22 protein-coding genes are annotated in these 24,847 nt (G+C 51.0%); 14 read left to right on the plus strand and 8 right to left on the minus strand.

Annotation, left to right across the window (positions count from 1 at the left end):
* The first annotated feature begins 272 nt into the window (after positions 1 to 272).
* From EKM86_RS06830 to EKM86_RS06860, 7 genes are all read left to right on the plus strand, one after another.
* The gene (locus EKM86_RS06830; RefSeq protein ID WP_125756386.1) at positions 273 to 971 is read left to right on the plus strand and encodes a glycosyltransferase family 32 protein; all 699 of its coding nucleotides are present in this window, start codon (positions 273 to 275) and stop codon (positions 969 to 971) included.
* A 4-nt stretch (positions 972 to 975) separates the two neighbouring features.
* Complete coding sequence (locus tag EKM86_RS06835; RefSeq protein WP_125756388.1) at positions 976 to 2,082, plus strand: hypothetical protein; 1,107 nt, start codon at positions 976 to 978, stop codon at positions 2,080 to 2,082.
* A 191-nt stretch (positions 2,083 to 2,273) separates the two neighbouring features.
* Positions 2,274 to 3,224, plus strand: a complete 951-nt coding sequence (locus EKM86_RS06840) for a glycosyltransferase family 2 protein (protein WP_164506197.1) — start codon at positions 2,274 to 2,276, stop codon at positions 3,222 to 3,224.
* Between the two features lie 41 nt (positions 3,225 to 3,265).
* The gene (locus EKM86_RS06845) at positions 3,266 to 4,255 is read left to right on the plus strand and encodes a glycosyltransferase family 2 protein (protein ID WP_164506198.1); all 990 of its coding nucleotides are present in this window, start codon (positions 3,266 to 3,268) and stop codon (positions 4,253 to 4,255) included.
* A gap of 10 nt (positions 4,256 to 4,265) precedes the next feature.
* Positions 4,266 to 5,696, plus strand: coding sequence for a flippase (locus EKM86_RS06850; protein ID WP_225419375.1), 1,431 nt, complete (start codon positions 4,266 to 4,268; stop codon positions 5,694 to 5,696).
* A 78-nt stretch (positions 5,697 to 5,774) separates the two neighbouring features.
* The gene (locus tag EKM86_RS06855) at positions 5,775 to 6,836 is read left to right on the plus strand and encodes an acyltransferase (RefSeq protein WP_125756396.1); all 1,062 of its coding nucleotides are present in this window, start codon (positions 5,775 to 5,777) and stop codon (positions 6,834 to 6,836) included.
* 408 nt (positions 6,837 to 7,244) lie between these two features.
* Positions 7,245 to 8,180 (plus strand): GDP-mannose 4,6-dehydratase, encoded by a 936-nt coding sequence (locus EKM86_RS06860; RefSeq protein WP_125756398.1) that lies wholly within the window; start codon positions 7,245 to 7,247, stop codon positions 8,178 to 8,180.
* A 154-nt stretch (positions 8,181 to 8,334) separates the two neighbouring features.
* Here the strand turns inward: EKM86_RS06860 and EKM86_RS06865 are convergent, their stop codons facing one another.
* Both EKM86_RS06865 and EKM86_RS06870 read right to left on the minus strand, forming a co-directional pair.
* On the minus strand, positions 8,335 to 9,099 hold the full coding sequence (locus tag EKM86_RS06865) for a tyrosine-protein phosphatase (protein WP_125756400.1): 765 nt from the start codon (positions 9,097 to 9,099) through the stop codon (positions 8,335 to 8,337).
* Positions 9,100 to 9,213: 114 nt separating this feature from the next.
* Positions 9,214 to 9,885: a sugar transferase gene (locus EKM86_RS06870; protein ID WP_125756402.1), complete on the minus strand. Its 672-nt coding sequence runs from the start codon at positions 9,883 to 9,885 to the stop codon at positions 9,214 to 9,216.
* 286 nt (positions 9,886 to 10,171) lie between these two features.
* On the opposite strand from EKM86_RS06870, the gene EKM86_RS06875 reads away from it, so the two are divergent.
* The 4 genes from EKM86_RS06875 (at position 10,172) to EKM86_RS06890 (ending at position 13,653) form a co-directional block, all read left to right on the plus strand.
* Positions 10,172 to 10,954: an SGNH/GDSL hydrolase family protein gene (locus tag EKM86_RS06875; RefSeq protein WP_125756403.1), complete on the plus strand. Its 783-nt coding sequence runs from the start codon at positions 10,172 to 10,174 to the stop codon at positions 10,952 to 10,954.
* Between the two features lie 16 nt (positions 10,955 to 10,970).
* Positions 10,971 to 12,077 (plus strand): LCP family glycopolymer transferase, encoded by a 1,107-nt coding sequence (locus EKM86_RS06880; RefSeq protein ID WP_125756405.1) that lies wholly within the window; start codon positions 10,971 to 10,973, stop codon positions 12,075 to 12,077.
* 79 nt (positions 12,078 to 12,156) lie between these two features.
* Positions 12,157 to 12,900: a YveK family protein gene (locus tag EKM86_RS06885; RefSeq protein WP_125756407.1), complete on the plus strand. Its 744-nt coding sequence runs from the start codon at positions 12,157 to 12,159 to the stop codon at positions 12,898 to 12,900.
* A 12-nt stretch (positions 12,901 to 12,912) separates the two neighbouring features.
* The gene (locus EKM86_RS06890) at positions 12,913 to 13,653 is read left to right on the plus strand and encodes a CpsD/CapB family tyrosine-protein kinase (RefSeq protein ID WP_125756409.1); all 741 of its coding nucleotides are present in this window, start codon (positions 12,913 to 12,915) and stop codon (positions 13,651 to 13,653) included.
* A gap of 78 nt (positions 13,654 to 13,731) precedes the next feature.
* Here the strand turns inward: EKM86_RS06890 and galU are convergent, their stop codons facing one another.
* From galU to EKM86_RS06905, 3 genes are all read right to left on the minus strand, one after another.
* A complete protein-coding gene (gene galU, locus EKM86_RS06895) occupies positions 13,732 to 14,643 on the minus strand; it encodes a UTP--glucose-1-phosphate uridylyltransferase GalU (protein ID WP_125756411.1) in 912 nt (303 codons plus the stop codon).
* 143 nt (positions 14,644 to 14,786) lie between these two features.
* Positions 14,787 to 15,308 (minus strand): GNAT family N-acetyltransferase, encoded by a 522-nt coding sequence (locus tag EKM86_RS06900; protein WP_125756413.1) that lies wholly within the window; start codon positions 15,306 to 15,308, stop codon positions 14,787 to 14,789.
* A gap of 22 nt (positions 15,309 to 15,330) precedes the next feature.
* Complete coding sequence (locus EKM86_RS06905; protein ID WP_164506200.1) at positions 15,331 to 15,606, minus strand: hypothetical protein; 276 nt, start codon at positions 15,604 to 15,606, stop codon at positions 15,331 to 15,333.
* Positions 15,607 to 15,746: 140 nt separating this feature from the next.
* On the opposite strand from EKM86_RS06905, the gene EKM86_RS06910 reads away from it, so the two are divergent.
* On the plus strand, positions 15,747 to 17,237 hold the full coding sequence (locus EKM86_RS06910) for a glycoside hydrolase family 1 protein (protein ID WP_125756417.1): 1,491 nt from the start codon (positions 15,747 to 15,749) through the stop codon (positions 17,235 to 17,237).
* 100 nt (positions 17,238 to 17,337) lie between these two features.
* Here EKM86_RS06910 and EKM86_RS06915 read toward each other — a convergent pair whose 3' ends face one another.
* Both EKM86_RS06915 and EKM86_RS06920 read right to left on the minus strand, forming a co-directional pair.
* Positions 17,338 to 17,637, minus strand: coding sequence for a hypothetical protein (locus EKM86_RS06915; RefSeq protein ID WP_379909673.1), 300 nt, complete (start codon positions 17,635 to 17,637; stop codon positions 17,338 to 17,340).
* Between the two features lie 273 nt (positions 17,638 to 17,910).
* Positions 17,911 to 20,745 carry a cation-translocating P-type ATPase gene (locus EKM86_RS06920; RefSeq protein ID WP_125756419.1) on the minus strand — a complete coding sequence of 945 codons (2,835 nt, stop codon included), beginning with the start codon at positions 20,743 to 20,745 and terminating at the stop codon, positions 17,911 to 17,913.
* Between the two features lie 264 nt (positions 20,746 to 21,009).
* Between EKM86_RS06920 and pyk the strand changes: the two genes are divergently transcribed.
* Positions 21,010 to 22,455: a pyruvate kinase gene (pyk, locus tag EKM86_RS06925; RefSeq protein ID WP_125756421.1), complete on the plus strand. Its 1,446-nt coding sequence runs from the start codon at positions 21,010 to 21,012 to the stop codon at positions 22,453 to 22,455.
* Between the two features lie 171 nt (positions 22,456 to 22,626).
* The gene (locus tag EKM86_RS06930; RefSeq protein ID WP_125756423.1) at positions 22,627 to 23,940 is read left to right on the plus strand and encodes an NCS2 family permease; all 1,314 of its coding nucleotides are present in this window, start codon (positions 22,627 to 22,629) and stop codon (positions 23,938 to 23,940) included.
* Positions 23,941 to 24,007: 67 nt separating this feature from the next.
* Here EKM86_RS06930 and EKM86_RS06935 read toward each other — a convergent pair whose 3' ends face one another.
* Complete coding sequence (locus EKM86_RS06935; RefSeq protein WP_125756425.1) at positions 24,008 to 24,619, minus strand: TetR/AcrR family transcriptional regulator; 612 nt, start codon at positions 24,617 to 24,619, stop codon at positions 24,008 to 24,010.
* Positions 24,620 to 24,847 lie beyond the last annotated feature (228 nt).

The raw sequence follows: 24,847 nt of genomic DNA on the forward strand, positions 1-24,847 counted from the left end.
TCGCAACGCTCCAAACGTTGCTTTCAGACCGGCCAGATGCGATTTCATGTCCCAAATACCGAGGTGAATAATCCAGGGTTAATAATCATCAACTCACCTTCTGTGAGGAAGTCCTCAAGGCTGGATACCCGATCAGGATCGTAACAGACTTTACGCTAATTCCGCACTTGCTTTCTGATGTTCGCGGAAGGGTTTTTCACTTTGAGAGTCACAATGCTGAGTTTAATCGTCAGTTAGGCGTGCTGGTAGACAATCTAATAGGGGGTTAGACCATGATTCCCAAAACAATTCATTATGTTTGGTTTGGGCCAAGTGAAAAGCCTGCAAAGGTTCAGAAAAACATTGAAGATTGGAAGTCAAAGTTGCCTGATTACAATTTTCGAGAATGGAATGATCAAACTTTTCCAATTGATACGGCCCCCCTTTATGTTCAGCAGGCGAACAAAGAAAGAAAATGGGCGTTCGTTTCTGACTATATTCGTTTATGGGTGCTTGACGAATTTGGTGGTATATATTTGGATACGGATGTGCGTGTTATTAAGTCCTTTGACGATTTGCTAGGGAATGAATCTTTTCTGGGTCGGGAGTCCGAGTCAGAACTGTGCACAGCGGTTATTGGTTCAGAGCCACATGTAGAATGGATTCAGGCGTTGCTGACCGATTACAGACAGCGCAAGTTTGTTCAGCAGAATGGTGGCTTAGACTTGACTCCAAATTCTAGCTACATCAAGTCGTTTTTAGAAACTCTTGGTGTGGCCGAGAAGCCTAAGATATTTCCAGAGGAATATTTTTCTCCAAAGTCTTTTTACCATTTTTCCACGCAAATTCATGAAACAACCTATTGCATTCATGAATATAATGCAACTTGGAAAACGGGCCAGCAAAAAGCTGTTGATTTTGTTTTGAGGGTCATTGGCCAAACTTTAGGGATTAACACAGTAGTGAGATTAAAGAAAGCTTTTAGGAGGTGAAGAAGTGCCAGGTAAAATAAGGATCAATTTTTTATCAGTCACTACGTTGGCTTTCTTAATAGGACTGTCCTCGATCCTGTCCGGAGTGAGCTCGGCAGGGAACGTTACGAATGCTCTTATCTCTCTTGCAATAATGGTTATCACTTTGATCACTGTGCTTGAATCTAATTCAATCAACATATTCCTGATTGTTATTGTACTGATAAGCTCGCTCGTGGCGATTGTAAACAAACAAATCACCCTTTTAAGTCCAGCGGTTATTGCTTGCCTCTTCTTTATGACGGAAGCTAGCGACACATCTAGTGTGAGGTTTGCCAATAAAGTATATTTTTACACAGGGCTTTTCTTATTTGCTATGGTCGTCTTTATGGCTTTAGTGTTTGGCGTTCATAATTATCAATTTACGATCTGGAGGAATATCACTACAGTTCCAAGACTCTCGATTGGATTCGAGCACCCCAATGTTGCCTTGGTAAGATGGCTTGGTTTAATGATGTCCTTTGTTCTAATAAGAACTAGGAAACATAAAATTCTAGCTATTTTGATTTTTGTTTTAGTCCTACTGCCCCTTTACCAACTGACAAAGTCTAGATCGTCCACATACCTGGTCTTATTCGTGCTAGCAGTGAAACTCATTGAAACGATTTTGCAAAGAACTCACGTCCATATTCGTTTGCGCAGTTTTGTGCTAGCGCTCGTCCCGTGGATTTTCCTTGTTATGTCCATCTTGACACTCTATATCCCATGGATACAGCAGCGATTTGATGCACTTTTATCTGGTCGTATCTCCATTTACAGAATGTATTTTAACCAATTTGGTATTCATGTGTTTGGTACGCAAAACAGTAGTATTACGATGATTGACAACAGTTATATCCAGATGTTAATTACCAAAGGGACGTTGTTTACCATCCTGTTGATGTTCGTCTTTACTATGGTGATTTTGTCTAGGAAGTACCTTTCATTAACTCTTGCCGCAATCATCTTTGCATTCTTTTTTTTGGGAATGAGCGAGACTATATTACAACACCTTGAGTTAATCTTACCCGTGATCTATGGACTAAGAATGGAACGGCCGGAGCCTGAATATGAGGGACTGACGACAACTTGATTATTTCAAAATTGAGTGCGAAACAGAATGGCAGTTGTTTTTGGAAGATGCTATTTTTCTGTGCGACTTTCTGCGCAAGTGTTGTGTATTTCTTGCTGTATTTATTAGTCCTAATAGTTAGGAGGAGGCAGCCGATTCCGAATAGCGTAGAAACGTCATCTATAGAGCTCAAACACATAGCCGGGAATGACATGGATAATTATGATCTTAGTATTATTATACCGGTGTATAATGCTTCTCAAGACTTGATGAAATGTTTGAATAGTGTGTGTCAACAAGTCCGTGACGTTGAAGATAGAGTGGAGATTATTATTGTTGATGATGGTTCTACCGATAATTCAGAGAATGTAATTTCGCGATACGAGAATAACTTCCATCTCAAGGTGGTCCGTCAAAAGAATAAAGGCCTTTCAGCTGCGCGAAATGCCGGCATATCCTTGGCTACCGGGAAATATCTCTATTTTTTAGACAGTGATGATTATCTTTTACCTGGAGCAGTTAAAGCATTCTTGGACTATACAGTTACAGAGGCTGACTGTGTTCAATTTTCATTTCAACGCGTCAATTCACAGGGACAAGTACGTCGACTTGTTAGGTTCAATGATTTCTTCTTCCGGAATGCTGATGTGTTCACAGAGCAATGGAGTGGGTACCCTTGGGGCAAACTATTCAGGCGTACACTTCTGTGTCCTTTTGGATTTCCGGAAGGATTCTGGTTCGAAGACACAGTAATACCAGCGCTAATTTGGCCCAGGGTTAATAATTATGTACTCTCTTCGACCTGCGCTCAGGCCTATGTGGACAACCCTCATGGCATAACACGCTCAGCTGCGCGAAGTAGTCGTAGCATTGAGCATATTACGATACTCCGTGTATTGTTTAAAGAACAAGATGTTCTTGGAATTCAGCGATCTGGGGCCGCCTTGGACTTTTGGCGAGAGCATATTTCTTCGAAAGCTTTCGGACGGGTAAGAAAACTCTCTTTAAGTGCTCAGCGTCAAATGTTAGAAGAGATTCATCGGCTTACCATTAGCTATCCAGAGCTCTTGGCTTCCTCAAGATCACTTAAATCTCGAGTATTAAATGCCTCCATCACAGGCGAGAGCTTATTTTGTTGGGCAGTCTGTTCTCTACTTGGGTAACCCGAAGCAGGACAGTGTATCGTAACTTTAGGGGGCTCATTGTGCAATTAAGTATTATTGTGCCAGTATATAATGTTGAAAAGTATTTACCTGAGTTTTTTCGAAGCCTTGTTAGGATTAGCCCATCTGTAGAACTGCTGTTCATCAATGATGGCTCTACGGACGGATCAGAACGGTTGATTCAAAAGTTTTGTAGATCTCATAAGGATTTGCACGCTAGGGTGATCAGCGTGGAAAATGGAGGACTTGGCCTTGCCAGAAACATAGGCCTTGACAATGCGGAAGGAGACTATATTTGGTTTGTCGATAGTGATGATGTTCTCGATCTTCGATATTTAAACAAGCTGTTGCTATTTTTGACAACTCGACAGCCTGACATGCTTCAGATTGATGTAGAGCAATTTATGGACGGGGAAAAGGTTGAGCTTAGCCATGGCACGCCTAAATTCATACAGAGCTCACCTGAGGAGCTATTCGCTGAGCTGGCTGATGCACGAATTGAGAATTACGCTGTTGGTCATATAGTACGCAGAGATGTCTATTCTAAAATGAATTTTAGTTTTCCAGTAGGGACAACTTTTGAGGATGTGGCTACAAAATATAGAATTCTAAGTAATTGCGGGACGTGCTATCAAACAAGTTTTATTTTTTATTGGTACCGTCAGCGTAGTGACTCTATCGTTCATTTTGCGTCTGTAAAAGATACCAATGATGTGTTTTCAATAGCGTGTCAAATTGAGGCTAGTACGCTGCCTTTTAGCACAACTGATAAAGAAAAACTCGTGTTCAGAATCTTTAGACTAGCATACGCTCGTACATTTGATATTCGTGATCATGCTGAGCAGGTAAGACGGTTGCGTCGCAAAATTAAAATGACATATATACGAGTGGCAAAGAAACAGTGGCATAATCTAAGCGTGAAGAACAAAATGTCCCTAATATTGATGGAAGCAGATTTTTTTGTTCTCAGATCTAGATATCGTCAGATTGTGTGGGGGTTCCGTATGTTTCTTAAAAATCGACAAGGGTGAGGTAACTTTTTTGAAGGTCCTTAAAAATTTTCTCTATAATTCGAGCTATCAACTTCTAGTCATAATGGTGCCTTTATTGTCGACTCCGTATATTGCGAGAGTCATTGGTTCACATGGAGTGGGTATATATAGTTATACAAACTCTCTTACACAATATTTTGTACTTGTAGCGGATTTAGGCTTAACCATGTTTGGCACTAGGGAAATTGCTTACGTACGGGATAACATTGAGAAGCGGTCAGCTGTGTTCTGGGGCATAGTTGGCTTACAAATCTGCACCACTGCTATCGCGATGACGTTATTTTACTGTTTTACTAATGAGTACGCTCATTATCACAACTATCTGATTATTCAGGGACTTCAGATCTTATCACTGGCGACAGATGTTTCTTGGTATTTTGTGGGTATCGAAGATTTCAAAGATGTCGTACTAAGAAACGCACTTTTTAAAATATTAAGCTTGTTACTCATCTTCACTCTGGTTAAGAACCCTTCAGATTTATTTATATATACTGTCATCATGGTGGCAACTGCCGTTCTGGGTAATATGACCTTGTGGCCTTTTATGAGAACCAGGGTTATTGCCCCATGGAAGGCCAAAATAGGGAATCCGATAAGATATCTATTGCCCTCTTTAGCTTTGTTTGTACCACAAGTTGCGGTGCAGATATATACGGTCTTAAATAAGGTAATGCTTGGTAACATGATCAGTGTCACCTCAGCTGGGATTTATGACTATTCGGACAAAATTATTAGGACAATACTTGCTATTGTTACCTCGATTGGGACTGTCTTACTTCCTCACCTGGCCAGTGCTTATGCGAAGAATGATCAAGAAACAATCGATAAGTATTTTCGAAAAGCAGTCGAGGCAATTGCCTTTCTCTCTTTACCATTAGCTTTTGGGCTTGCCGCTATCGCTCCAGACTTTGTCAAATGGTTTTTAGGGTCTGACTTTCGAACCGCAGGCGGAGTCGTGCGAATTCTAGCGCCACTAGTCATAATTATGGCATACAGCGGTTTATTTGGATCAGCGTTGGTCTCTATTAAGCAGACCACTGGTTACACTATCTCGGTTATTGCCGGTTGCGTGGTCAATGTTATTCTAAACTTACTACTGATACCTTATAGAGGCATTAATGGTGCAGCCATCGCCACAATAGTCTCGGAGACAACTGTGACGCTCATTCAGATTCTGTGGCTCCATAGATGCAACTTTAAATTCGATAGCTTTATAAGGTGTTACAGATATTTATTAGCAAGCATTTTAATGTCTATATTTGTTATCATGGTTCAAAAAGTCGTTTCAAGTAATTTTGCAGGCTTATTGGTAGAGGGTATGTTGGGTGTATTTGTGTATGGCTTACTGGGATTGTTGCTTCGGTTCCCAATATTTGAGGATATTACGCAGATATTTAATACAATAAGGAAGAAGAATTGATTTTTAAATTTGATAAATATCTGTCTTCTCCTCGTATAGAAGCACATATTTCATCTACATTGACGGCGGGAGCATACTATGAAGAAAATAAAGGCACGGAATTATGGGATTGATCTTGCACGTATTATTTCAATGTTTTTTGTAGTGCTATTACACAATCTACTGCAGGGGGGGGTTCTATACAATCCGGATTTACGAGGAAGTAATTTCTTGGCGGCCTGGTTTCTTGAGAATCTTGCTATTATTGCAGTCAATCTATTTGGGATGATAACCGGATATCTATCATTCGGGAGAAAATTTCATGTAAGCAGGGTGTTATTAATAATTGTGCAAACAATCTTCTGGTCATGGATTGTCCTCTTTGCATTGATTGTATTTGGGTTTCACGTTTCATTAAAAGATGTCCTCATTGGTTTATTTCCAATCACTTTATTTTGGTATATCAATTGTTATATTGGTCTTATGCTGTTGGTTCCACTTTTTCAGGACACTCTGGAAAAGCTTAAACGCAGCCAGCTAACTTTAATTCTCGGTCTGCTCTTATTAATCTCAGTGACGGTCGGGTTTATTGGTCATTTTTCCCTCGACGGTGGTATGTCGGTACTTTGGCTTCTAATTCTCTTTTTAATGGGTTATTATATTCGAAAATTTAAACTGCTAACAAATATACCAACTTTCGTACTATGGTTTGGCTACTTTTTATTTGCGTTTATTGCGTTAATGATTGATTTCTTTTGCCATAGACACAATATTAAAATTAGCTTTGACATAATGCTTTCTTACAATTCTCCACTTGTAGTCGCTCAGTCTGTTCTCTTCTTCTTAGCCATTTCAAGAGTTAAGGTAACATCACCACCTTGTCAGCAGCTTCTGCTGCGCATGTCTCCTGCAACGTTAGGCGTATATATTATAGACGGCTCTCTATTATATAAATATTTTTTGAAGGACTTATTTGCTCCACTTGTAGACGGTTCGGCTGCTATCATGGTTAGTGTGATAGTCATGATGAGTGTTCTTTTCTTCACCTTGTTCATCTATCTTGATTCGATAAGGATAGCTCTGTTCCGTAAATTACGTGTGGATGTCATTGTCAACAGTGCCTATACGGGATTGATGAAGAAAATGGGTGTGCACAACTAAACCCTTGAAAGTATATGACTGATTTTTGGATGTCATAGTTCTACTTACTTTTTACTTTACCATCAGGCAGACGTGATGGCTGTTTCTTGTTAGTCACATTTTCGTTGATTTCAGATCGAAATGATTTGTTCCTGGGTCTACCGTTGGATGGCTTTTTAACAGAATGCTCTGAGCTTCAGCGATTTGGATGAAGGTTCTGACGTGATCATTGCTGAGACACGCCGTGGCAGTTTTCAGACAAAGTAGTGGCCTTACAATTGCACTAGCCACCTCGCAGATGCGGTGGTGCTGGCAATGTATATTTGTGGTAGGCAACTAAATACAAGCCAATCTTTATAAGTGATTGCAACAACGATATTTGCTGTGGACTTAAAATAGCTCTAAGAAGAAATTGGAGGAGTAATATCTATGACTAGTTATTTGATTACCGGGGGAGCTGGTTTTATTGGTTCTAACCTATCCGAGCTTTTGCTACACGAAAATGGCTCTTCAATTACGATTGTCGATGACTTATCCATGGGTAGCGTTTCTAACCTACCTCGATCAAATCGAATCACATTCATCCAACACTCGATTACAGATCATGAATTTATGAGTCGGTTGATAAGAGAGAATAAATTTGATTACTATGTCTTACTTGCGGCAATTGCCAGTGTCGCTGACTCGGTCGATCGTCCATACGAAACCCATCAAGTCAATCAAGAGGCCAATCTGAACATTATTGAAACGTTGCGCCAAGAGAGGCTGTCTTTTAAGAAATTGTTCTTTTCCAGCAGCGCGGCCGTATACGGGCAGACGCCTGAAATGCCGAAGCGCGAGGATCAGGCGGTCCAGCCGCTAACGCAATACGCTGTTGATAAGTATGCAACGGAACGCGCCATTATCAACTATGGGCGGCTTTACGATATGCCGATGGTCTGTGCACGTTTCTTCAATGTCTATGGGCCTAAACAGAACCCCGCCTCACCTTACAGCGGAGTTCTGTCAATTCTGTTGGATTGTCTAACTAACGACAAGCCATTTTCATTCTTTGGAGATGGATCACAAACGCGTGACTTTGTTTTTGTAGGGGATGTTGTGAACGCCATTAGCGGGTTATTGCACACATCTGCGGCGCGTAATGATGTCTATAACATTGCTAATGGCAAGCAAACTAGCCTGATGACAGTGGCTAAGCAACTGGAAAGTTTGACAGGTAAGAAATTGAACGTGAGTTTTAAACCGGAACGTTCCGGAGATATCCATGATTCTTATGCCGATACTTCTAAGATTAATTCACTTGGGTTTATGACGCACACACGGCTAGAGGAAGGCCTGGCCAAGTATGTCGCATCAGCAGAATAATAAAGGATCGCTGAATAATTTGAAATTACCAAAATTTATTAGACGAAGATTTAATGACTGTGACAATCCTGCTTTGGTTGTCAGCTGAGACACCATAACTTACCTGATGATTATAACCGTACTATCACGTTTTTTGATCTTCTGTCAGTTTCATTCAAATGAGATAGGCTCTTTGCATTGTGGCTAGGTTATCTTGAGAGACGTTAAGTTCCGTTTCTAGGTAATCTGCCCATGATTCATAGTCATGAGCTATAAGTCTGAACACGGCTTGTAGATTTGCTCTATTTACCGGCAAGGAACCCATTGTTTCAACCTGATCACTCTGATTGGAACGGGTAACCGCGAGTTGGATTTTCGAGCACTCCAAGCTAACATTTGATAGTAAGTAGTCAGCCTGAATCGTTTCTTCAGGGACACCCAATGCTGCTTCGACTAGCATGGCTGCAACCCCTGTACGATCTTTGCCGGCAGTACAATGAATTAGGACGGATTGATCGTCATCAGTGTGATTTAAAAGTAGAGTAAACATGTCTTGGTAAGCTGACTTTGCGTGCGAATCCGTTAGCATCTTCTTGTACATGTGCACCACCGGATCTTCAGACTTGGTGAAGTGGCGCTTGAGTCGCTGTGAGAAACTTGCGTGGTCGCTGAAGGGCATCACTGGCAACTGATAGTAACGCGCATCTGGTGGCAAGCAGTCGGGATGCCGCCTGGCCTCTTCGTCTGTGCGCAGATCAATGACGAGCCCCACACCATAGTCATCCGCTAAACGTTGGCTGTCCTCAACGGTTAGTTGGTCAAGGGCGCCTGAGCGTAGTATCTTGTTCGGTTTAATGAATCGTCCATCCTTGGTCTGATAACCGGCGAGCGTCCGCAGGTTGATGGAATGTGGTAATTCAATAAAGTGGTTGTTTGTCATAATAACCTCCGATATCGTGCTCTTACAATAACGTATCAGTTTGGCTGGGCAGGGTCTACGGTTAACGACAAGAAAAAAACCGCTTCGATTGAAAGCGGTGCAGTTTGTTCAATGTTAGTAGGCTTGATTAGGCACGAAAATAACTTTAACGGTTTTGAATAAGATCACGATATCGTTCAGAATGCTGCGATGACTGATGTATTCCAAGTCGATGCCAACCATTTGGTCGAAGCTCAAAGCGTTGCGCCCGGAGACCTGCCACAAGCCAGTGCAGCCAGGGAGCACCAGTAAACGCTGCTTGTCATGTTCACTATATTCTTGGTATTCGCGCGGCAGACATGGCCGTGGGCCTACCAAGCTCATATCGCCGCGCAGCACGTTATACAGTTGCGGCAGCTCATCGAGGCTGGATTTGCGGATGAAACGGCCTATTCGAGTGACTCGCGGGTCTTCCTTCATTTTGAACATAGGGCCATCTATTTCGTTCTTTTCAACGAGCTTAGCCAGCTTGGACTCTGCACCGACGCACATCGAGCGGAACTTATACATGCGAAACTCCTGGCCGTCTTTCCCAATACGGATTTGGGAGAAGAACACAGGACCAGCTGGGTCATCCAGCTTGATCAGAATGGCGAGAACAAAAAAAAGTGGTGACAGCAAGACGAGGCCCACTGCACTACCCACCGCGTCGATGAGTCGCTTGACGGCAGTATAGCCATGCTGCTCAGCGAGTATGTCGGCATCGATAGATGCAGTCTGTGGCTTCTTTCCTAGATAATTTTCCATGCGATGACTATTCCCCCAAACCCTGTTTGTGCTAGCGGTGATTGTGTGTCTTTTTAAAAGTCTAGGAGTATCTTAACATGTTTTTAAGAAAGTAGCACCGTTGAAGCACTACACGCAAGTAATTTTCTGAAATAAACGGAAATAATGAAGCGCAATGACAGCAGTCAGTCTCTCATTTTTCTGGCGCTGCTATATAGATGAACCCGGTTTTCAAACGCTGTAACCATCGGCAGAGGATGCCTTTAGTGGTATAGTGAAAACATGTGTATTTATAGGAGTAGAGTGTATGCGAAAAACAATTGGGGGCTTCATGATCGTCGTTATCACGATGATCATGATTGCTGGGCTGGCCATGATTGGCCAGCAGCGTGAACGAACTGAGCTTCAAGCACAGTCTGCGAGCTTTACCCGTACCGGAAAAAGCGGTGCATCGGATCCGAAGCCTAAGACCTCAAAACATGCCTCAGCGTCTTCCGCTAAAGCAAAAACTCAGCCCAAAAAGTTGTTGGCCTACGCGGCGATGGGCGATGATATTGCGGCAGGGCATTATACGACGACCGAGAAGGCGGCTTATCCATATTTGGTAGCAGCCAGGCTTCAGAAATCGATGGGGTTCAAGGTCACACTGACGGATTCCTGGCGTGCTGGTGCAACAATTGGGACTGGCGGTCTGCCAAACCTTGATCAGGTGGCTGAAAGCAAGCCAGACATTGTCTCGCTTCAGTATGGCAATAATGAGCAGTCTGCTCCCGGTGGGACAGCCAGGCTCTACCAATCCAACTTAACGAAGGCGGTTACCCAGCTCAAGGTCAAGCTACCGCAGGCCAAGATTATCTTGCTCACGCCATGGCGCCAGCAGGCAGCTTATCAACGTGCGGTACTGGCGGTCGGTCAAGCTGCCGGTGCGACAGTCATCGATATTTCGAGCATTAAGGCCGCAACTGACACCTCAGCTGCCGCTAACACCAAGTCTTGGGCGGGCACGCCCAGCGGTGATTGGCCGAATGATCGCGGCAATGTAGACATTGCTAATGCAGTGACCCAGGCGATCAGCCAGTTGTTGAAGTAACTGGAGGAGATGAATTATGGACAAGAATAAAGATCAAGTGATCCAGCAGCAGCCGGTTCATCGACATCACCATCATCATCACCGGCACCATCGTCGGTTCCACATCTGGCGCTGGGTGGCTGGTGTTGTTGCGGCGCTGGTGATTGTTGCGGCCGGTGGTGCATATTATGTCTACCACACGCTGCATTCGACGGCGAATCACACGTATATCCCGTTAAACAACCAGAATCAGTCTGGGTCAGCATTGAACAAGAACAAGCCTATCAGTATTCTCTTGATGGGGACGGATACTGGTGCATTCGGCCGGACGGAGAAGAACGGTCGGTCAGACACCATGATTCTTGCCACGCTGAATCCGGCCAAGAAGACGACCACCATGGTCAGCATTCCCCGGGATACGATGGCGAAGATGATTGGTGACGACGGCACGAATATTCAGAAGATCAACGCCGCATACAGCATTGGCGGTGCGGATATGGCGGTCAATTCGACGACGGCACTGCTCGGTGTGCCAGTTAACTACTACGCGGTCATCAACATGGGCGGTCTTGAGAAGATCATCAATGCTCTGGGCGGTGTGACGGTGACACCAACCCTGAGTTTTACCAACACGGGTTACACCTTCACCAAGGGCAAGGCCACTGAGATGGACGGTAAGCAAGCCTTGGCATATATTCGAATGCGGTATAACGATCCAAAGGGCGATTACGGTCGCCAGGACCGGGAGCGCCAGGTAATCACAGGAATCATTAAGGCGGCCCCGTCTCTGAAGACATTAACCAAATTCCAGGAACTCATGAGTCAGGTGCAAAGCAATTTTCGGACGAACCTGCAGTTCGATGATATGGTGGCGCTGTACAGCAAATACCGGGATGCTGGCAAGCACGTCAAACAGGACCATTTGCAAGGAGTCGGCGCTTACCTGAACGGATCATCCTACCAGATTGGCTCAACCAAGGAATTACAGCGTGTCTCTGATTTAATCAATAGGAGCCTTGATTTACCAACGGCAACCCTCAACAATGAGGAGACCAAACAGAATGCGTTGAATCCTCAGTTTGACTGGAACGCTGGTAATAGTGCTGTGAAGTACACCGTTCAAGGCGCCGATCAGGTAAACTAAGCCAAGCGTCACCGCTGGGTGGCTTCCCGAGGGTGACGCTTCGATTGTAACTGGCCCCCACACATTTTAGGAGAATCAAATGGACGACGAAGTAATTAGCTTAGGACAGGTTTTTGCCATTCTCAAGAAGCACATCATTGCCATCATTGTGGCGACCTGTGCTGGCGGCGTGCTTGCTGCGGCAGTCACTTATCTGGTGATGGAGCCGAAGTACGAATCCACCGCAATGGTGCTAGTCAACCGCAAGCAGACGACCGCAGCGGGCCAGTACAATGACCTGCAAACTGACCTGCAGATGATCAATACCTACAAGGACATTATTACGAAGGATGTTGTCCTTGGATCGGTGCGTCAGAATCTGCAGAAGAAGGGCGTGGTGGTCGGCAGCACTGGCGATTTGGCGAAAGACATCAGTGTGACTAACAACACCAATTCGCAGGTCATGAGCGTCACTGCCAAGGCCGACAACCCCTACACCGCGCGGTCGATTGTGAACGAAACAGCGGAGGTTTTCCGTAGTAAGATCACCTCGATCATGACCAACGCCAAGAACGTGACAATCATCTCCCGCGGGACGTTGAACAAGAACGCGGTGAGTCCACGTAAGAAGCTCAACATTTTGATTGGGCTGGCGGCTGGGCTTGTGATTGGGATTTTCTTCGCCTTCTTGCGCGAGCTGACCGATCGCACGGTCAAGGACCCTTCATTCATCACGGACACCTTAGAGTTACCGCTGCTCGGGACAATCACGGATATTGACAATCAGAATTTAAAGCTGGGCACCAAGGGACTACGGCCAATCACTGGCCGGTCTCGCCGATAGGAGGGCACGCACATGGCATGGTTTAATCGTAAAAGCAAGAAGCGCCTCGCCAATCAGAGTGTCCGCCAAGGCGTTGCGCTTGTCACTAATTATGACCCGACTGGGCACGTCAGTGAGGAGTACCGGACGCTGCGGACGAATATTTCGTTCTCCAAGGCTGGCGGTTCCATTAAGACAATTGGCGTCACTTCTGATGCCCCCGCGGAAGGCAAGTCGACCGTCAGTGCCAACCTGGCTGTGACGTTCGCGGCGCAGGGTCTGAAGACCATCTTGGTCGATCTCGATATGCGTCGCCCAACTGTTCACGCGACGTTTGGCTTGCAGAATACCAGCGGGCTGGTAACGCTGCTGACGAATGACGCAGACGACTTAGCGGGCATGCTATCCCTGTACTGCAAGGACACCGACATCGACAATCTAGCCGTCATGACGTCTGGTCCTACGCCACCCAATCCGTCAGAGCTGCTCGGCTCTGACCAGATGCTGGCGCTGCTTAAAGAACTGGGCCAGCGGTACGAGCGAATCATTCTCGACACGCCGCCACTAATGAGCGTGACAGACGCTCAGATAGTTGCGTCACATGCTGACGCTACTATCCTGGTGGTGCCTTATGGCATCGCCCAGAAGGCGGCTGTGCTGGACGCAAAGGTGCTGCTTCAGAAGGTCAACGCTAACATTATTGGCGTGGTCATGAATCGGGTGCCACAACAAACCGGCTCGGGGTACTATTACTACGGCGGGTATTACAAATAAACTCAGACGCAAGCAGGGCACCAACCGAAAGTTTGATTCCGGTTGGTGCCCTGCTTTGTGGCTTCGCTAAGCGATTACTTACTTGCTGGGCTTGGCCTTGGCCCCGTCTTCTTTTTTGATGCGATCGGCCAGCTTTAGAATGTAGTCGTGCAGCTCGTCCTTGATTTCGGGATGGGTGAGGCCATATTCGATGCTGGTCTCGACGAAGCCGAACTTGTTGCCGACATCGTAGCGCTTGCCCGTGAACTCGTGGGCAAACACGCGCTGTGTCTGGTTCAGCGTGTCGATGGCGTCGGTCAGCTGGACCTCGTTGCCCTTGCCCGGTTTCTGGTGCTCCAGAATGTCAAAGATTTCTGGGGTCAGCAGGTAGCGGCCGATGATGGCCAAATCGCTAGGAGCGTCGTCAACGGCTGGCTTTTCAACGAACTTGCGAACGTTGTACAGGCCCTTGGAGACTTCGGCTTCGGGATCGATGACCCCGTATGCGGAAACGTCCTGGTGCGGGACGCGCTTGACGGCCAGGATCGAGGCGTGGGTGCGCTCGTACTCGTTGATCAGCTGCTGTGTCAGCGGCACTTTGTCCATCATGAGGTCATCGCCCAGCATGACCACAAATGGCTCGTCGTTGACGAAGGACTTGGCAAGGCGCACCGCATCGCCCAAACCCCTGGGGTGGGTTTGACGCACGTAGAAGAGGTTGACGCCCATGTCGGTAGTCGAGTGGACCAGGTTCAGCATCGCCGTCTTGCCTTTTTCCTGAAGGTTCTGTTCAAGCTCAGGGTTGGAGTCAAAATGATCCTCGATGCTGCGCTTGTTCTTGCCTTCGACAATCAGGATGTCGGTGATACCGCTGGCTTTGGCTTCCTCGACGATGAACTGAATGGTCGGCTTGTCGACAATCGGGAGCATTTCCTTGGCTAGGGCCTTGGTTGCCGGCAGGAAACGGGTCCCGAGCCCGGCTGCTGGAATAACGGCTTTTCTTACTTTCACAATGATCCTCCTTGGTAACGCTTTTGATGATGATACTTTCATTATACCCATTGATAACACTTTATGACACCATGAGCCGGGCGCAAAGGCGCGTTTCGGGTTGTTTCACGTGAAACTGGCCGGTTGCCGGCACCGGGGATTCGTTAAAGTCCGAACGCCGGGTCGTATTCGAGCCGGCCGGAGACGTTGAACAGGCCGCCTTCGCGGATCGGCTTGATCATGAATTCGTCGCCTTTGAAGGGCCCGGTGATACCGTACTGACTGGCAGGTTTGTAGTCAAAGCGGCCGTAAAATTTGGGGTCGCCGAAAATGCTGATGGCCATGCGCTCGTCTTCGCCGGCCTGCATTTCGAGGTACTTGATGAGGTTGCTGCCCACGCTTTGGTTTTGGTAGGCAGGCAACACGGCCAGCGGGGCGAGGACAAACACGGGCCAGGTCTGCGCGTCGCTGATGATCTTGGCTTCAGACAGCAGCGCACTGCCGATCACGGCACCGTCGTCGCTGGTGGCAATGACATCGTAATCGGGATCGTAGGTGGGACTCTTGCGCAGTTTCTCGACCAGCGCCGCCTCGTGGCCGTCGGTGTGGGCGGCCCCGGCGAAGGCTTGCCTGATGACGTCAAGACTGGCGTCAAACTGCTTTGGGGTGATGGGTTCAATTTTCATGGTGATAAAGCTCCTTTGATAATTAGGCGAAAAACAACATGCCGACCAGGACCCCAGCGGCTAGGACGAAGCCCCAGGGGATGAGCCGTTTGTACATCGGTTGCGGATCGCGCTTCAAGGCCAGGTACAGGCACAGCGCCCCCACGACCGGGAAGGCTAAGGCGAGCCAGCTGATTTTGTGCAGCCATTGCAGGCCCAACTGGGGAATGAGGTAACCGGCTGCCAGCAGCAGGATCAGCACCCAATCAGGCGAAGTGGTGCGGTCAGATTTAGCCATGGTGTGTTCCTTCTTTCTCATGACAAGCGTAGCACACCACGCCGCTTCGGCGGGCCTGGAATAAAAAAGTGGCATCGTTTTCAGGACTTCTGGGTTACACTAATCATGGCCGCTGGGTGGTTTCATTATGACCAGTGGTGAGTTAGAAAGGAGTTTTTAACTTGGCATTTGATGATCACTTTTTGTGGGGCGGCGCCACTGCCGCGAACCAGTACGAAGGCGGCTACCAAGACGGCGGCAAGGGCCTGAGCACGGCGGACGTGATGACGGCCGGCGCTTACGATAAGCCGCGGCGTGTCACCTGGAAGAACCCGGCGACCGGCGAAACCGGCGCCACCGCGATGCAGTTTGACCAGGATGGCCGGCAGGTCCCAGAAGGTACCGAGCCGGCAGTATTACCCGGGGAATATTACCCGAGCCACGTGGCGACGGACTTTTACCACCATTATCAGGAAGACATCAAGCTGATGAGCGAGATGGGCTTCAAGGTGTTCCGCCTCAGCATCAACTGGGCGCGCATTTTCCCGAACGGGGACGACAAAGCGCCCAACGAGGCCGGCCTGGCCTTTTACGATCGCGTCTTCGATGAGTGCAAGAAGTACGACATCGAGCCGCTGGTGACGCTGTCGCACTACGAGACGCCGCTGCACCTGGCAATCAAGTACAATGGCTGGGCGAGCCGGAAGCTGATCGACTTCTTCGTGAAGTACGCGACGACGGTGATCGAGCGCTACAAGGGCAAGGTTCATTACTACCTCACCTTCAACGAGATCAACATGATCGACATGAGCGGCTTTCTTGGCGGCGGCATCATCAACGCCACCGAGCAGACCAAGGCGCAGGGTGCGCACAACCAGTTTGTCGCCAGTGCCCTGACGGTGCGGGCCGCCCACAAGATCGATCCGGATGTCAAAATCGGCCAGATGCTGGCGTACAGTCCGCTGTACGCGCTGACGGCTGACCCCAATGATCAGCTCAAGGGGCAGGTCGACATGCAGGACACCTACTTCTTCTCTGATGTGCAAACTGGCGGGCACTATCCGGCATACCGCCTGAAGAAGTACGCCCGCGACGGCATTAAGCTCGACGACACCCCAGAAGATTTCGAATTGCTGGCGCATTATCCGGCCGATTTTCTCAGTTTCTCCTGCTACGGTTCCAACACGGTCACGACGCACAAGACAGAGGGCAGCGACGCCGGCAACTTCATGGCGGGCGTCAAGAATCCTTATTTGAAGACCAATGCCTGGGGCTGGGCGACCGACCCGCAGGTGCTGCGCATTGCGCTGAACAACCTGTACGACCGCTACCACAAGCCGCTGTGGGTCGTTGAAAACGGCATTGGCTGGGCCGATGAGCTGACCGCCGATGGCAAGATCCACGACAGCTACCGCATCGAGTACCTGCAGCAGAACATTGCCGCCATGCGCGATGCCGTCACGCTGGACGGCGTTGACCTGATGGGCTACACGATGTGGGGCTGCATCGACTTGGTCTCCGCGGGCACTGGCGAAATGAAGAAGCGGTACGGCTTCGTTTACGTCGATCGCGACGACCAGGGCAACGGTACGCTTAATCGTACGACGAAGGATTCATTTTACTGGTACAAAAAAGTCATCGCCACAAATGGCGAAGACCTCAGCAACAACTAGTTTTGGCTGGGCCACTGACACGGATCGTGCCGGTGGCCTTTTTTGGTTTGAATGGCGCAAAAAAGCCCAGCCGCAGGCGCGGTTGGGCTTAGTGGCAACTTCAGACGAGCGGCTCGTAAACCAGCTCGACCAGGTTTTTGTGCGACGCGATGTTGATGCCGGAAATCGGCTGGTCGAGGATCTTTTGGTACTCATCCAGCACGTCGTTTGGCAGGGGCGTCAGCAGGTGCAGGTCGTCGATCACGTCGCTCGAGGTGTCGGTGGTGCTGAGGTCGGTGAAGAGGTCGATCTTGCTCATGCAGTCGAAAAGCAGGTCGCTCAGCTGTGATTGCGGCTTGCCGTTGCCGTCAATGATCACGACTTGCGAGTGGTTCAACGGTTGGTGCTCGATCTGGAGCATTTTGATGGCGTGATAAACATCCACAGTTTTCACCTCACTATTGTTACCCCGATTGTAGGCATTCTACCTGGAAAATACAACGGCGAAACTGGAGGCAGGGGCGGAGGATGGCCTCCGGCGGGATTCGGCTGGAACGTGGCGGATACCGCTTCGAGCTTCGCAAGCGAGTCTCTCAGTCGGATCTTGTTGTAAGCGGTAAACCGCTAACAACAATTTCGCCACTGAGCCGATCCCGCCTCCGACCATCCTCCTTCTGCACCCCCCGTTGGGCCGTCAATCGGCCTCTGGGATTTCGTGAGCTGACGCAGACTGGGATTTGCCACCTTTGCCTGGACGCAGCGCCCAGTAGAGTTCCTTCAGGCCGGACAGGATGAAGGTTGGGACCGCCGGGAGGAAGATCACCGCCGCGTAGAGTTCGGTGGTCAAAGGTGCTGTGCCCATCACCTCGTTGAAAAACGGCATCAGGGTCACCAGCAGGGACGCGCTGGCGGCGAAGGCCACCGCCATCAGAAGGCGCGGGTTGTTGAAGGGGTTGCGGCGGAATAGGGTGCGGGTGCTGCGGGCGTCAAACACGTGCCACAGCTGGCCGAACACGAGGGTCAAGAAGGCCAGGGTTTGCGCCTGGGCGGCCGGCATGCCAGCCGCTGCGCCCCAGATGAAGGCGACGTAGACCAGGCCGCCCATCACGGTGCCGCGCAGGAAGATGCGGCCCAGCATGCCGGACAGGATGGATTGCTTGACGTTGCGCGGTGGGCGCTTCATGAGGTCAGCCTCTGGGACGTCGTAGCCCAGCGCAAAGCTCGGCAGGGCGTCGGAGACCATGTTCACCCACAGCACCATCAAGGCGGTCAGCGTCGGCGTGGTGGCTGCGACCTGACCGATCGGCTGGGTCATCAGGAGCACCCCGAACAGCAGGGCGAGAACCTCGGCGACGTTGGTGGTCAGCTCGTGGCGCATGAAGTTTTTGATGTTGGCAAAAATGGTGCGGCCGGCGCGCACACTGTTTTCAATGGTGGTGAACTGGTCGTCCAGCAGGATCAGGTCGGCGGCGTCTTTGGTCACCTCGGTGCCGTTGATCCCCATGGCAATGCCGATGTCGGCCGCGCGCAAAGCTGGCGCGTCGTTGATGCCATCGCCGGTCATTGCGACGGTTTCGCCCTGGCGCTGCAAGGCGTGCACGATGCGCTGCTTGTGCTCAGGGGAAACGCGCGCATACACGCGGATGTCCGGCGCCAGGCGGAACAGAGTGTCGTCGTCCATGGCGGCCAGCTGCTTGCCCTCGATGACGCGGGCGTTCGGGTCGGTGACAATGCCGAGTTTTAAGGCGATGGCGCGTGCGGTCACCGCGTGGTCGCCGGTGATCATCACGACATTGATGCCGGCCTGGTGCAGCTCACGCACGCTCTGCCGCACTTCCGGGCGCGGCGGGTCGATGATGCCGGCGATGCCCAGCAGGGTCAGGTGCTGCTCAAGCTGCTCGGTGGTCCCGTGCATGGCGAGGTCCTCGTCAATGTCGCGCACGGCCACAGCCAGGGTGCGCAAGGCCTGTTCGGCAAAGCGGTTGACATGGGCCTCGACGGCAGCGCGGCCGGTCTCGATTGGCACCAGCTGGTTGTGGTCTTCGATCAGGTCGGTTTTGGCCAGCAGCACGTCGGGCGCGCCCTTGGTCAGCACCTGGTACTGGCCGCCGTCGTTGATCACCACGCTCATCATTTTGCGTTCGGAATCAAACGGCAGCTCGCGGATAATATCGATGTCCAGGGCCTGGTCCTTGTTGAGCACGGTGTCGCGATCGACGCCAGCCTTGTGCCCCATGACGATTAAGGCGACGTCGGTGGGGTTGCCATAGGGCTGGCTGCGGCCGTCCTCGTCCGCCTGGATTGCGGCGTCGTTGTTCAGCACGCTGGCGAGCATAAAGCGGGTAAAGCCCGGGGTGTTTTCTTCTTCATCGGGCAGGATCTCGCCGACGGGTTCGTAGCCGTCGCCTTCGACCACGTAGCTGGCCCCGTTGGCGTAAAAGCGGACCGCGGTCATTTGATTGCGCGTCAGCGTGCCGGTTTTATCCGAGGCGATGTAGCTGGTGGCACCCAGCGTTTCCACTGAGTTCAGCGACTTGATCAGGCCGTTGTTCTTGGCCAGCATGGTCGCGCCGATGGTTAACACGATCGACAGCACGGCCGGCAAGGCGTCGGGGATGGCGGCCACGGCCAAAGCGATGGCGGTCGAGAGGGACTCGGCAAGCACGGCAAACGAGAGCTGGCCAGTTTGCTGCACGGCTTTCACCATTTCGAGGATCAGGGTGAAGGCGACGATCACGATGGCGACGATCATCAGCTTCTTCGACAGCGCCGCGATGGTGCGCTCAATCGGAGTCTTTTTGGTTTCAACTTGGTTGAGCAGGGTCGCGATTTTCCCCAGCTCGGAGTCCATGCCGGTGGCCACCACGACGCCGAGGCCGTTGCCGTGGGTGACGGTGGCACCGGAGAAGCCCATGTTGGTGCGATCGCCGACCTGGGCGTCGCCTTCCAGGGCGTGGGTCTGCTTCTGCACCGGTTCGGCCTCGCCGGTCAGGTGGGCCTCGTTTGTTTGCAGTTCGGCCACGTGCAGCCAGCGCACGTCGGCCTCGATGAAGTCACCGGTCTTGACGCTGATGATGTCGCCGGGCACGAGCTGGCTGGCCGGCACGGTTTCCCACTCGCCGTCGCGCAGGACTTTGGCGTGGTGGTCGGCCATCACCTTCAGCGCATCCAGCGACTTCTGCGCGCTTTTTGCCTGCCAGAACGAGAGGCCGGCGTTGATAAAGATCAACAGCAGGATCGCAATGCTTTCGTACACCGCCGCCATGCCGTGAGCCGGGTCATCGCGCACGAAAAAGTCGTAGCCGGCGCTGGCCCAGGCGAGCCCGACCGCAATGAACAAAATGATGACCAGCGGTTCCTTGAGGCTGAGCAGGAACTGCTTCCAGGCTGGCACTTGCTTGGCCTGCGCGAGTGCGTTTGGCCCATGCTCGCTCAGGCGCCGGTCGGCTTCCTGTTGGCTGAGCCCGGCGCTGCGACTGGTGTGCAGGCGCGAAAGGACGTCTGCTTTGTGTTCGTTGTGGGGGTTCATTTTCTTCCTCCTTAAAAGACAAAAGGGCACAGCGTACAAGCGGCTTTCCTCCCCGAGAAAGCGAACTTGAGCGCAGCGCCCAACCGAATGTCTAACATTGATTAAGTATAGCTTACCGAATCGATAATTATCCTGTCAAGTTTACCGGCTTAACCATAGCGGAAAGAAAGCGTTTGTATAATCGCCCGGATTCTTCTAAAATAAACTTGTGACTGCATTCACGTAGTCAAATTAGCAGGGCAATCAAAAGTATGGAGGACAAACATGCGTAAGACAAAAATCGTGTCGACTCTGGGGCCGGCATCTAATGACCTGGAGACCATCGTCGCGTTGATCCACGCCGGCGCCAACGTGTTCCGGTTCAATTTTTCCCATGGGGATCACCCCGAGCAGCTGGGCCGGATGAATCTGGTCAAACAGGCGATGAAGGAAACCGGCATCAAGGTGGGGCTGATGCTCGATACCAAGGGCGCCGAGATCCGCACCGGCGAAAACGTTGACGATGCCGTGTTCCACTACGACACTGGCGACAAGATCATCCTGACGATGAACACGGGCATCCAAAACGTCAAGGACCGCATTGACGTGACCTACGCCGGGCTGTTTGACGACGTGGAAGTCGGCGGCCAAATCCTGTTTGACGATGGCCTGCTGGGCACGACCATTTTGTCCAAAGACGCCAAGAAACGCGAGCTGACGCTGGGCGTGCAAAACCCGGCGGAACTCGGCAGCAAGAAGGGCGTCAATGCCCCTGGCGTGTCCCTGAAGCTGAAGGGCCTGACCGACAAGGATCGCGACGACATCAAGTTTGGCGTCGAGCAGGGCATTCACTTCATCGCGGCCAGCTTTGTCCGCAAGCCAAGTGACGTGCAGGACCTGCGCGACCTGCTGGAGGAAGTTGGCGGCCAGGACGTGCTGATCATCCCGAAGATCGAGTCGCAGGAAGGCATCAACAACGCCGATGAGATCATCCGCCTGGCCGACGGCGTCATGGTGGCCCGCGGCGACATGGGTGTGGAAATTCCTTACGAGGAAGTCCCGGCCGTTGAGCAGGAGCTGATCCACAAGGCCAACCTGATCGGCAAGCCGGTCATCACCGCGACGCAGATGCTGGATTCGATGCAGGAGAACCCGCGGCCGACCCGCGCCGAAGTGACTGACGTCGCGTTTGCGGTGCTGCAAGGCACCGACGCGACGATGCTGTCCGGCGAGTCCGCTAACGGCGATTACCCAGTCGAATCCGTGCACACCATGGCCGTGATCGACGAACGCGCCGATAAAATGCGCCCGCTGCACAGCCCAGTGCTGAACGAGCTGAAGCAAAGCGGCTCCATCACCACAACGACGGCGATTGCCGCGGTGACCGCCGCCGAGCGCGTGTCCGCCAAGGCCATCATCACGCTGACCTCCAGCGGCTACACGGCCCGGCAGATCAGCCGGTTGAAGCCAGCCGCCCCAATTATCGCGCTGACTTACACGGAACGCACTGCGTCGCAGCTGCTGCTGTCATGGGGTGTGACCCCGATGGTGCTGCCGAAGGGTGACGCCTATGAAGACCTGATTGCCCAGGCGGAGCAGCGTCTGATCAAAGAAGGGGTGGTGGCTGCAGGTGACGTGATTGTCATTGTGGTCGGCCTGCCCTTATATCAGGCGGGTTCAACTAATAACGTGCTGATTTCGCGGGTCAACGAGGACGCCGCAAAAGATTAGCAAACCCGAACAAGAGAGAGAAGTCGACGCAGGTCGGCTTTTCTTTTTGTCTAAAAATGGATAAAACACGAACATTAAATTAGTCAGGCTGCACTATTTACAATTTTAACCGAATATTCTATGATGGATGGCGTGCTGATTTGAAAATTTCAGAAAGCAGGCAATTATTTCATGAAACAGAAGCTCCTTGATTACTTTGAAGTCGAAAAACTTGGTAGTACGGTGCGCCGCGAAATTTTGGCGGGGTTCACCACGTTCATTTCAATGGCCTACATTCTGTTCGTCAATCCGTCTGTGCTCGGGGCGGCTGGCATGGACAAAGGGGCCGTCTTCACGGCGACCGCCTTAGCCAGTGCGCTGGGCTGTATCCTGATGGGGGCGCTGGCCCGCTATCCGATCGCGACCGCACCAGCGCTGGGGATTAACGCCTTCTTCGCTTATTCAGTCGTCATCGGCATGAAAATTCCTTGGCAAACGGCGCTGGCCGGCGTGTTCGTTGCCAGCCTTATTTTTATTTTGATCACGATTTTCAAGCTGCGGGAAATGATCATCGACGCGATCCCGGCCGACTTGAAGTACGCGATTTCCGGCGGCATCGGGCTGTTCATCGCCTTTCTTGGCCTGAGCAACGGGAAGCTGATTACTGCTAACAAATCCACCATTGTCGGCCTGGGGTCGCTTGAGAACCCGCTGGTGTGGCTGACGATTTTTGGCCTCATCGTGACTGCGATTCTGATGGTTAAAAAAGTCCCAGGCGGGATTTTCATCGGGATGGTGTTGACCATCATCCTTGGTCTCGTCACCGGTCAAATCAAGGCACCGAGCCGGCTGATTTCCTTGGCGCCCAGTCTGAAACCGACATTCGGCGTGGCCATCATGCATGTCGGCGACATTAATACGTTGCAACTGGCAGTCGTGGTCCTCACCTTCCTGCTGGTCACGTTCTTTGATACAGCGGGCACATTGGTCGGTCTGGCCAATCAGGCGGGCTTTATGAAGGATAATAAAATGCCGCGGGTCGGCAAGGCGCTGGCCTCAGATTCCACCGCCATGCTGGTCGGATCGGTGCTGGGTACCAGTCCTGTTGGGGCCTATGTTGAATCCTCAGCCGGCATCGCAGTTGGCGGCCGCACCGGGATCACCGCCATCACCACCGGCGTGATGTTCCTCGTCGGTATGATCTTTTCACCGCTGTTGTCAGTCGTGACTGACCAAGTCACCGCCCCGGCACTCATCATTGTCGGCGTGCTGATGGCGCAGTCATTAAAGAATATCAACTGGTCGAAGCTGGAAATCGCCATTCCGTCGTTTCTGATCATGATCGGTATGCCGCTGACTTACAGCATTTCCGACGGCATTGCGCTGGGCTTTATCATGTACCCGATCACGATGATTGCGGCGCACCGCGGCAAGGAAGTATCCCCAATCATGTACGGCCTGTTCTTCGTCTTCATTGGGTTCATGTGGATTCTGAACGTCGGGTGACTGTTTTTTAAATTGAAAAATTGTGGCAGTGTCGACCGTTTTGTTCGCACTGCCTTTTTGGTGTCGGCTAAAAGTGGGTGCTGCGCGTCTGTTGCTGCGGTGGTGCACTGGCGGCCACGCCGACAATGCCCAGGCCAGTCAGGACTTGGGCGAACTCGGCCAGCTGGCAGGCTAAGGTTGGCACGGCCTGACTGTCAAGCTGGTTGATGAGCGCCGTGATGAAACTGTAGGTCAAAACGGCCAAGTGTTGCGCGATGGCCGGCAGATGCGCCAGCTTAACGCCGCGCCGGCCGAGGTCGTGCTGATAAAGGGCGGCGATGTGCTGGATCGCCACGCGCGTGAAGCTGACCTCAGCCGTGTCTATTTTGCTCAGCAGCCGCGCGTGGCAGAGCAGCGCTGGGTCCTCACCGCCAGGGGCGCCAGGGGCGACCATTGCGGGCAGATGACACTGCGCCAAAAACAGGGCCGTCAGCTGCGTGGTCGTGGCCTGAATCAGCGCACTGGCCAACGCAAACTTGTCCTGATAGTGATTGTAAAAGGTGGTTTGCCCGATTTCCGCCCGGCTGGCCAGCTGGCGCACGCTGATGTTGTCGAAGGACTCCTCTCGCAGCAGCGCATAAAAGGCGGTCGTAATGGCTCGCCGTGTTTTGCGGACTCTCAGATCATTTGGATTTAACACATTATCTTCTCCTCACACAGACAATTCGGCTCTGGCGAAGTGAAATAGGCTCCGACTGCATTGTAGTCGGGTCTCTTTTTGCTATACAAGCATTTGCACCCGGGTTGTGGGCACTCAAGGCGCGCTTGCCCCGAAATGGTCAGTTTGGCTCAAGCCGCCACCAACTCCCGGCGGGGTGCGCTTATACTACCGATGTTTAGAGTATTGAAAATGGCGAATACTCTGACG

Origin of the sequence: Lacticaseibacillus hegangensis, assembly GCF_003946465.1 — a bacterium.
Classification (GTDB): domain Bacteria; phylum Bacillota; class Bacilli; order Lactobacillales; family Lactobacillaceae; genus Lacticaseibacillus; species Lacticaseibacillus hegangensis.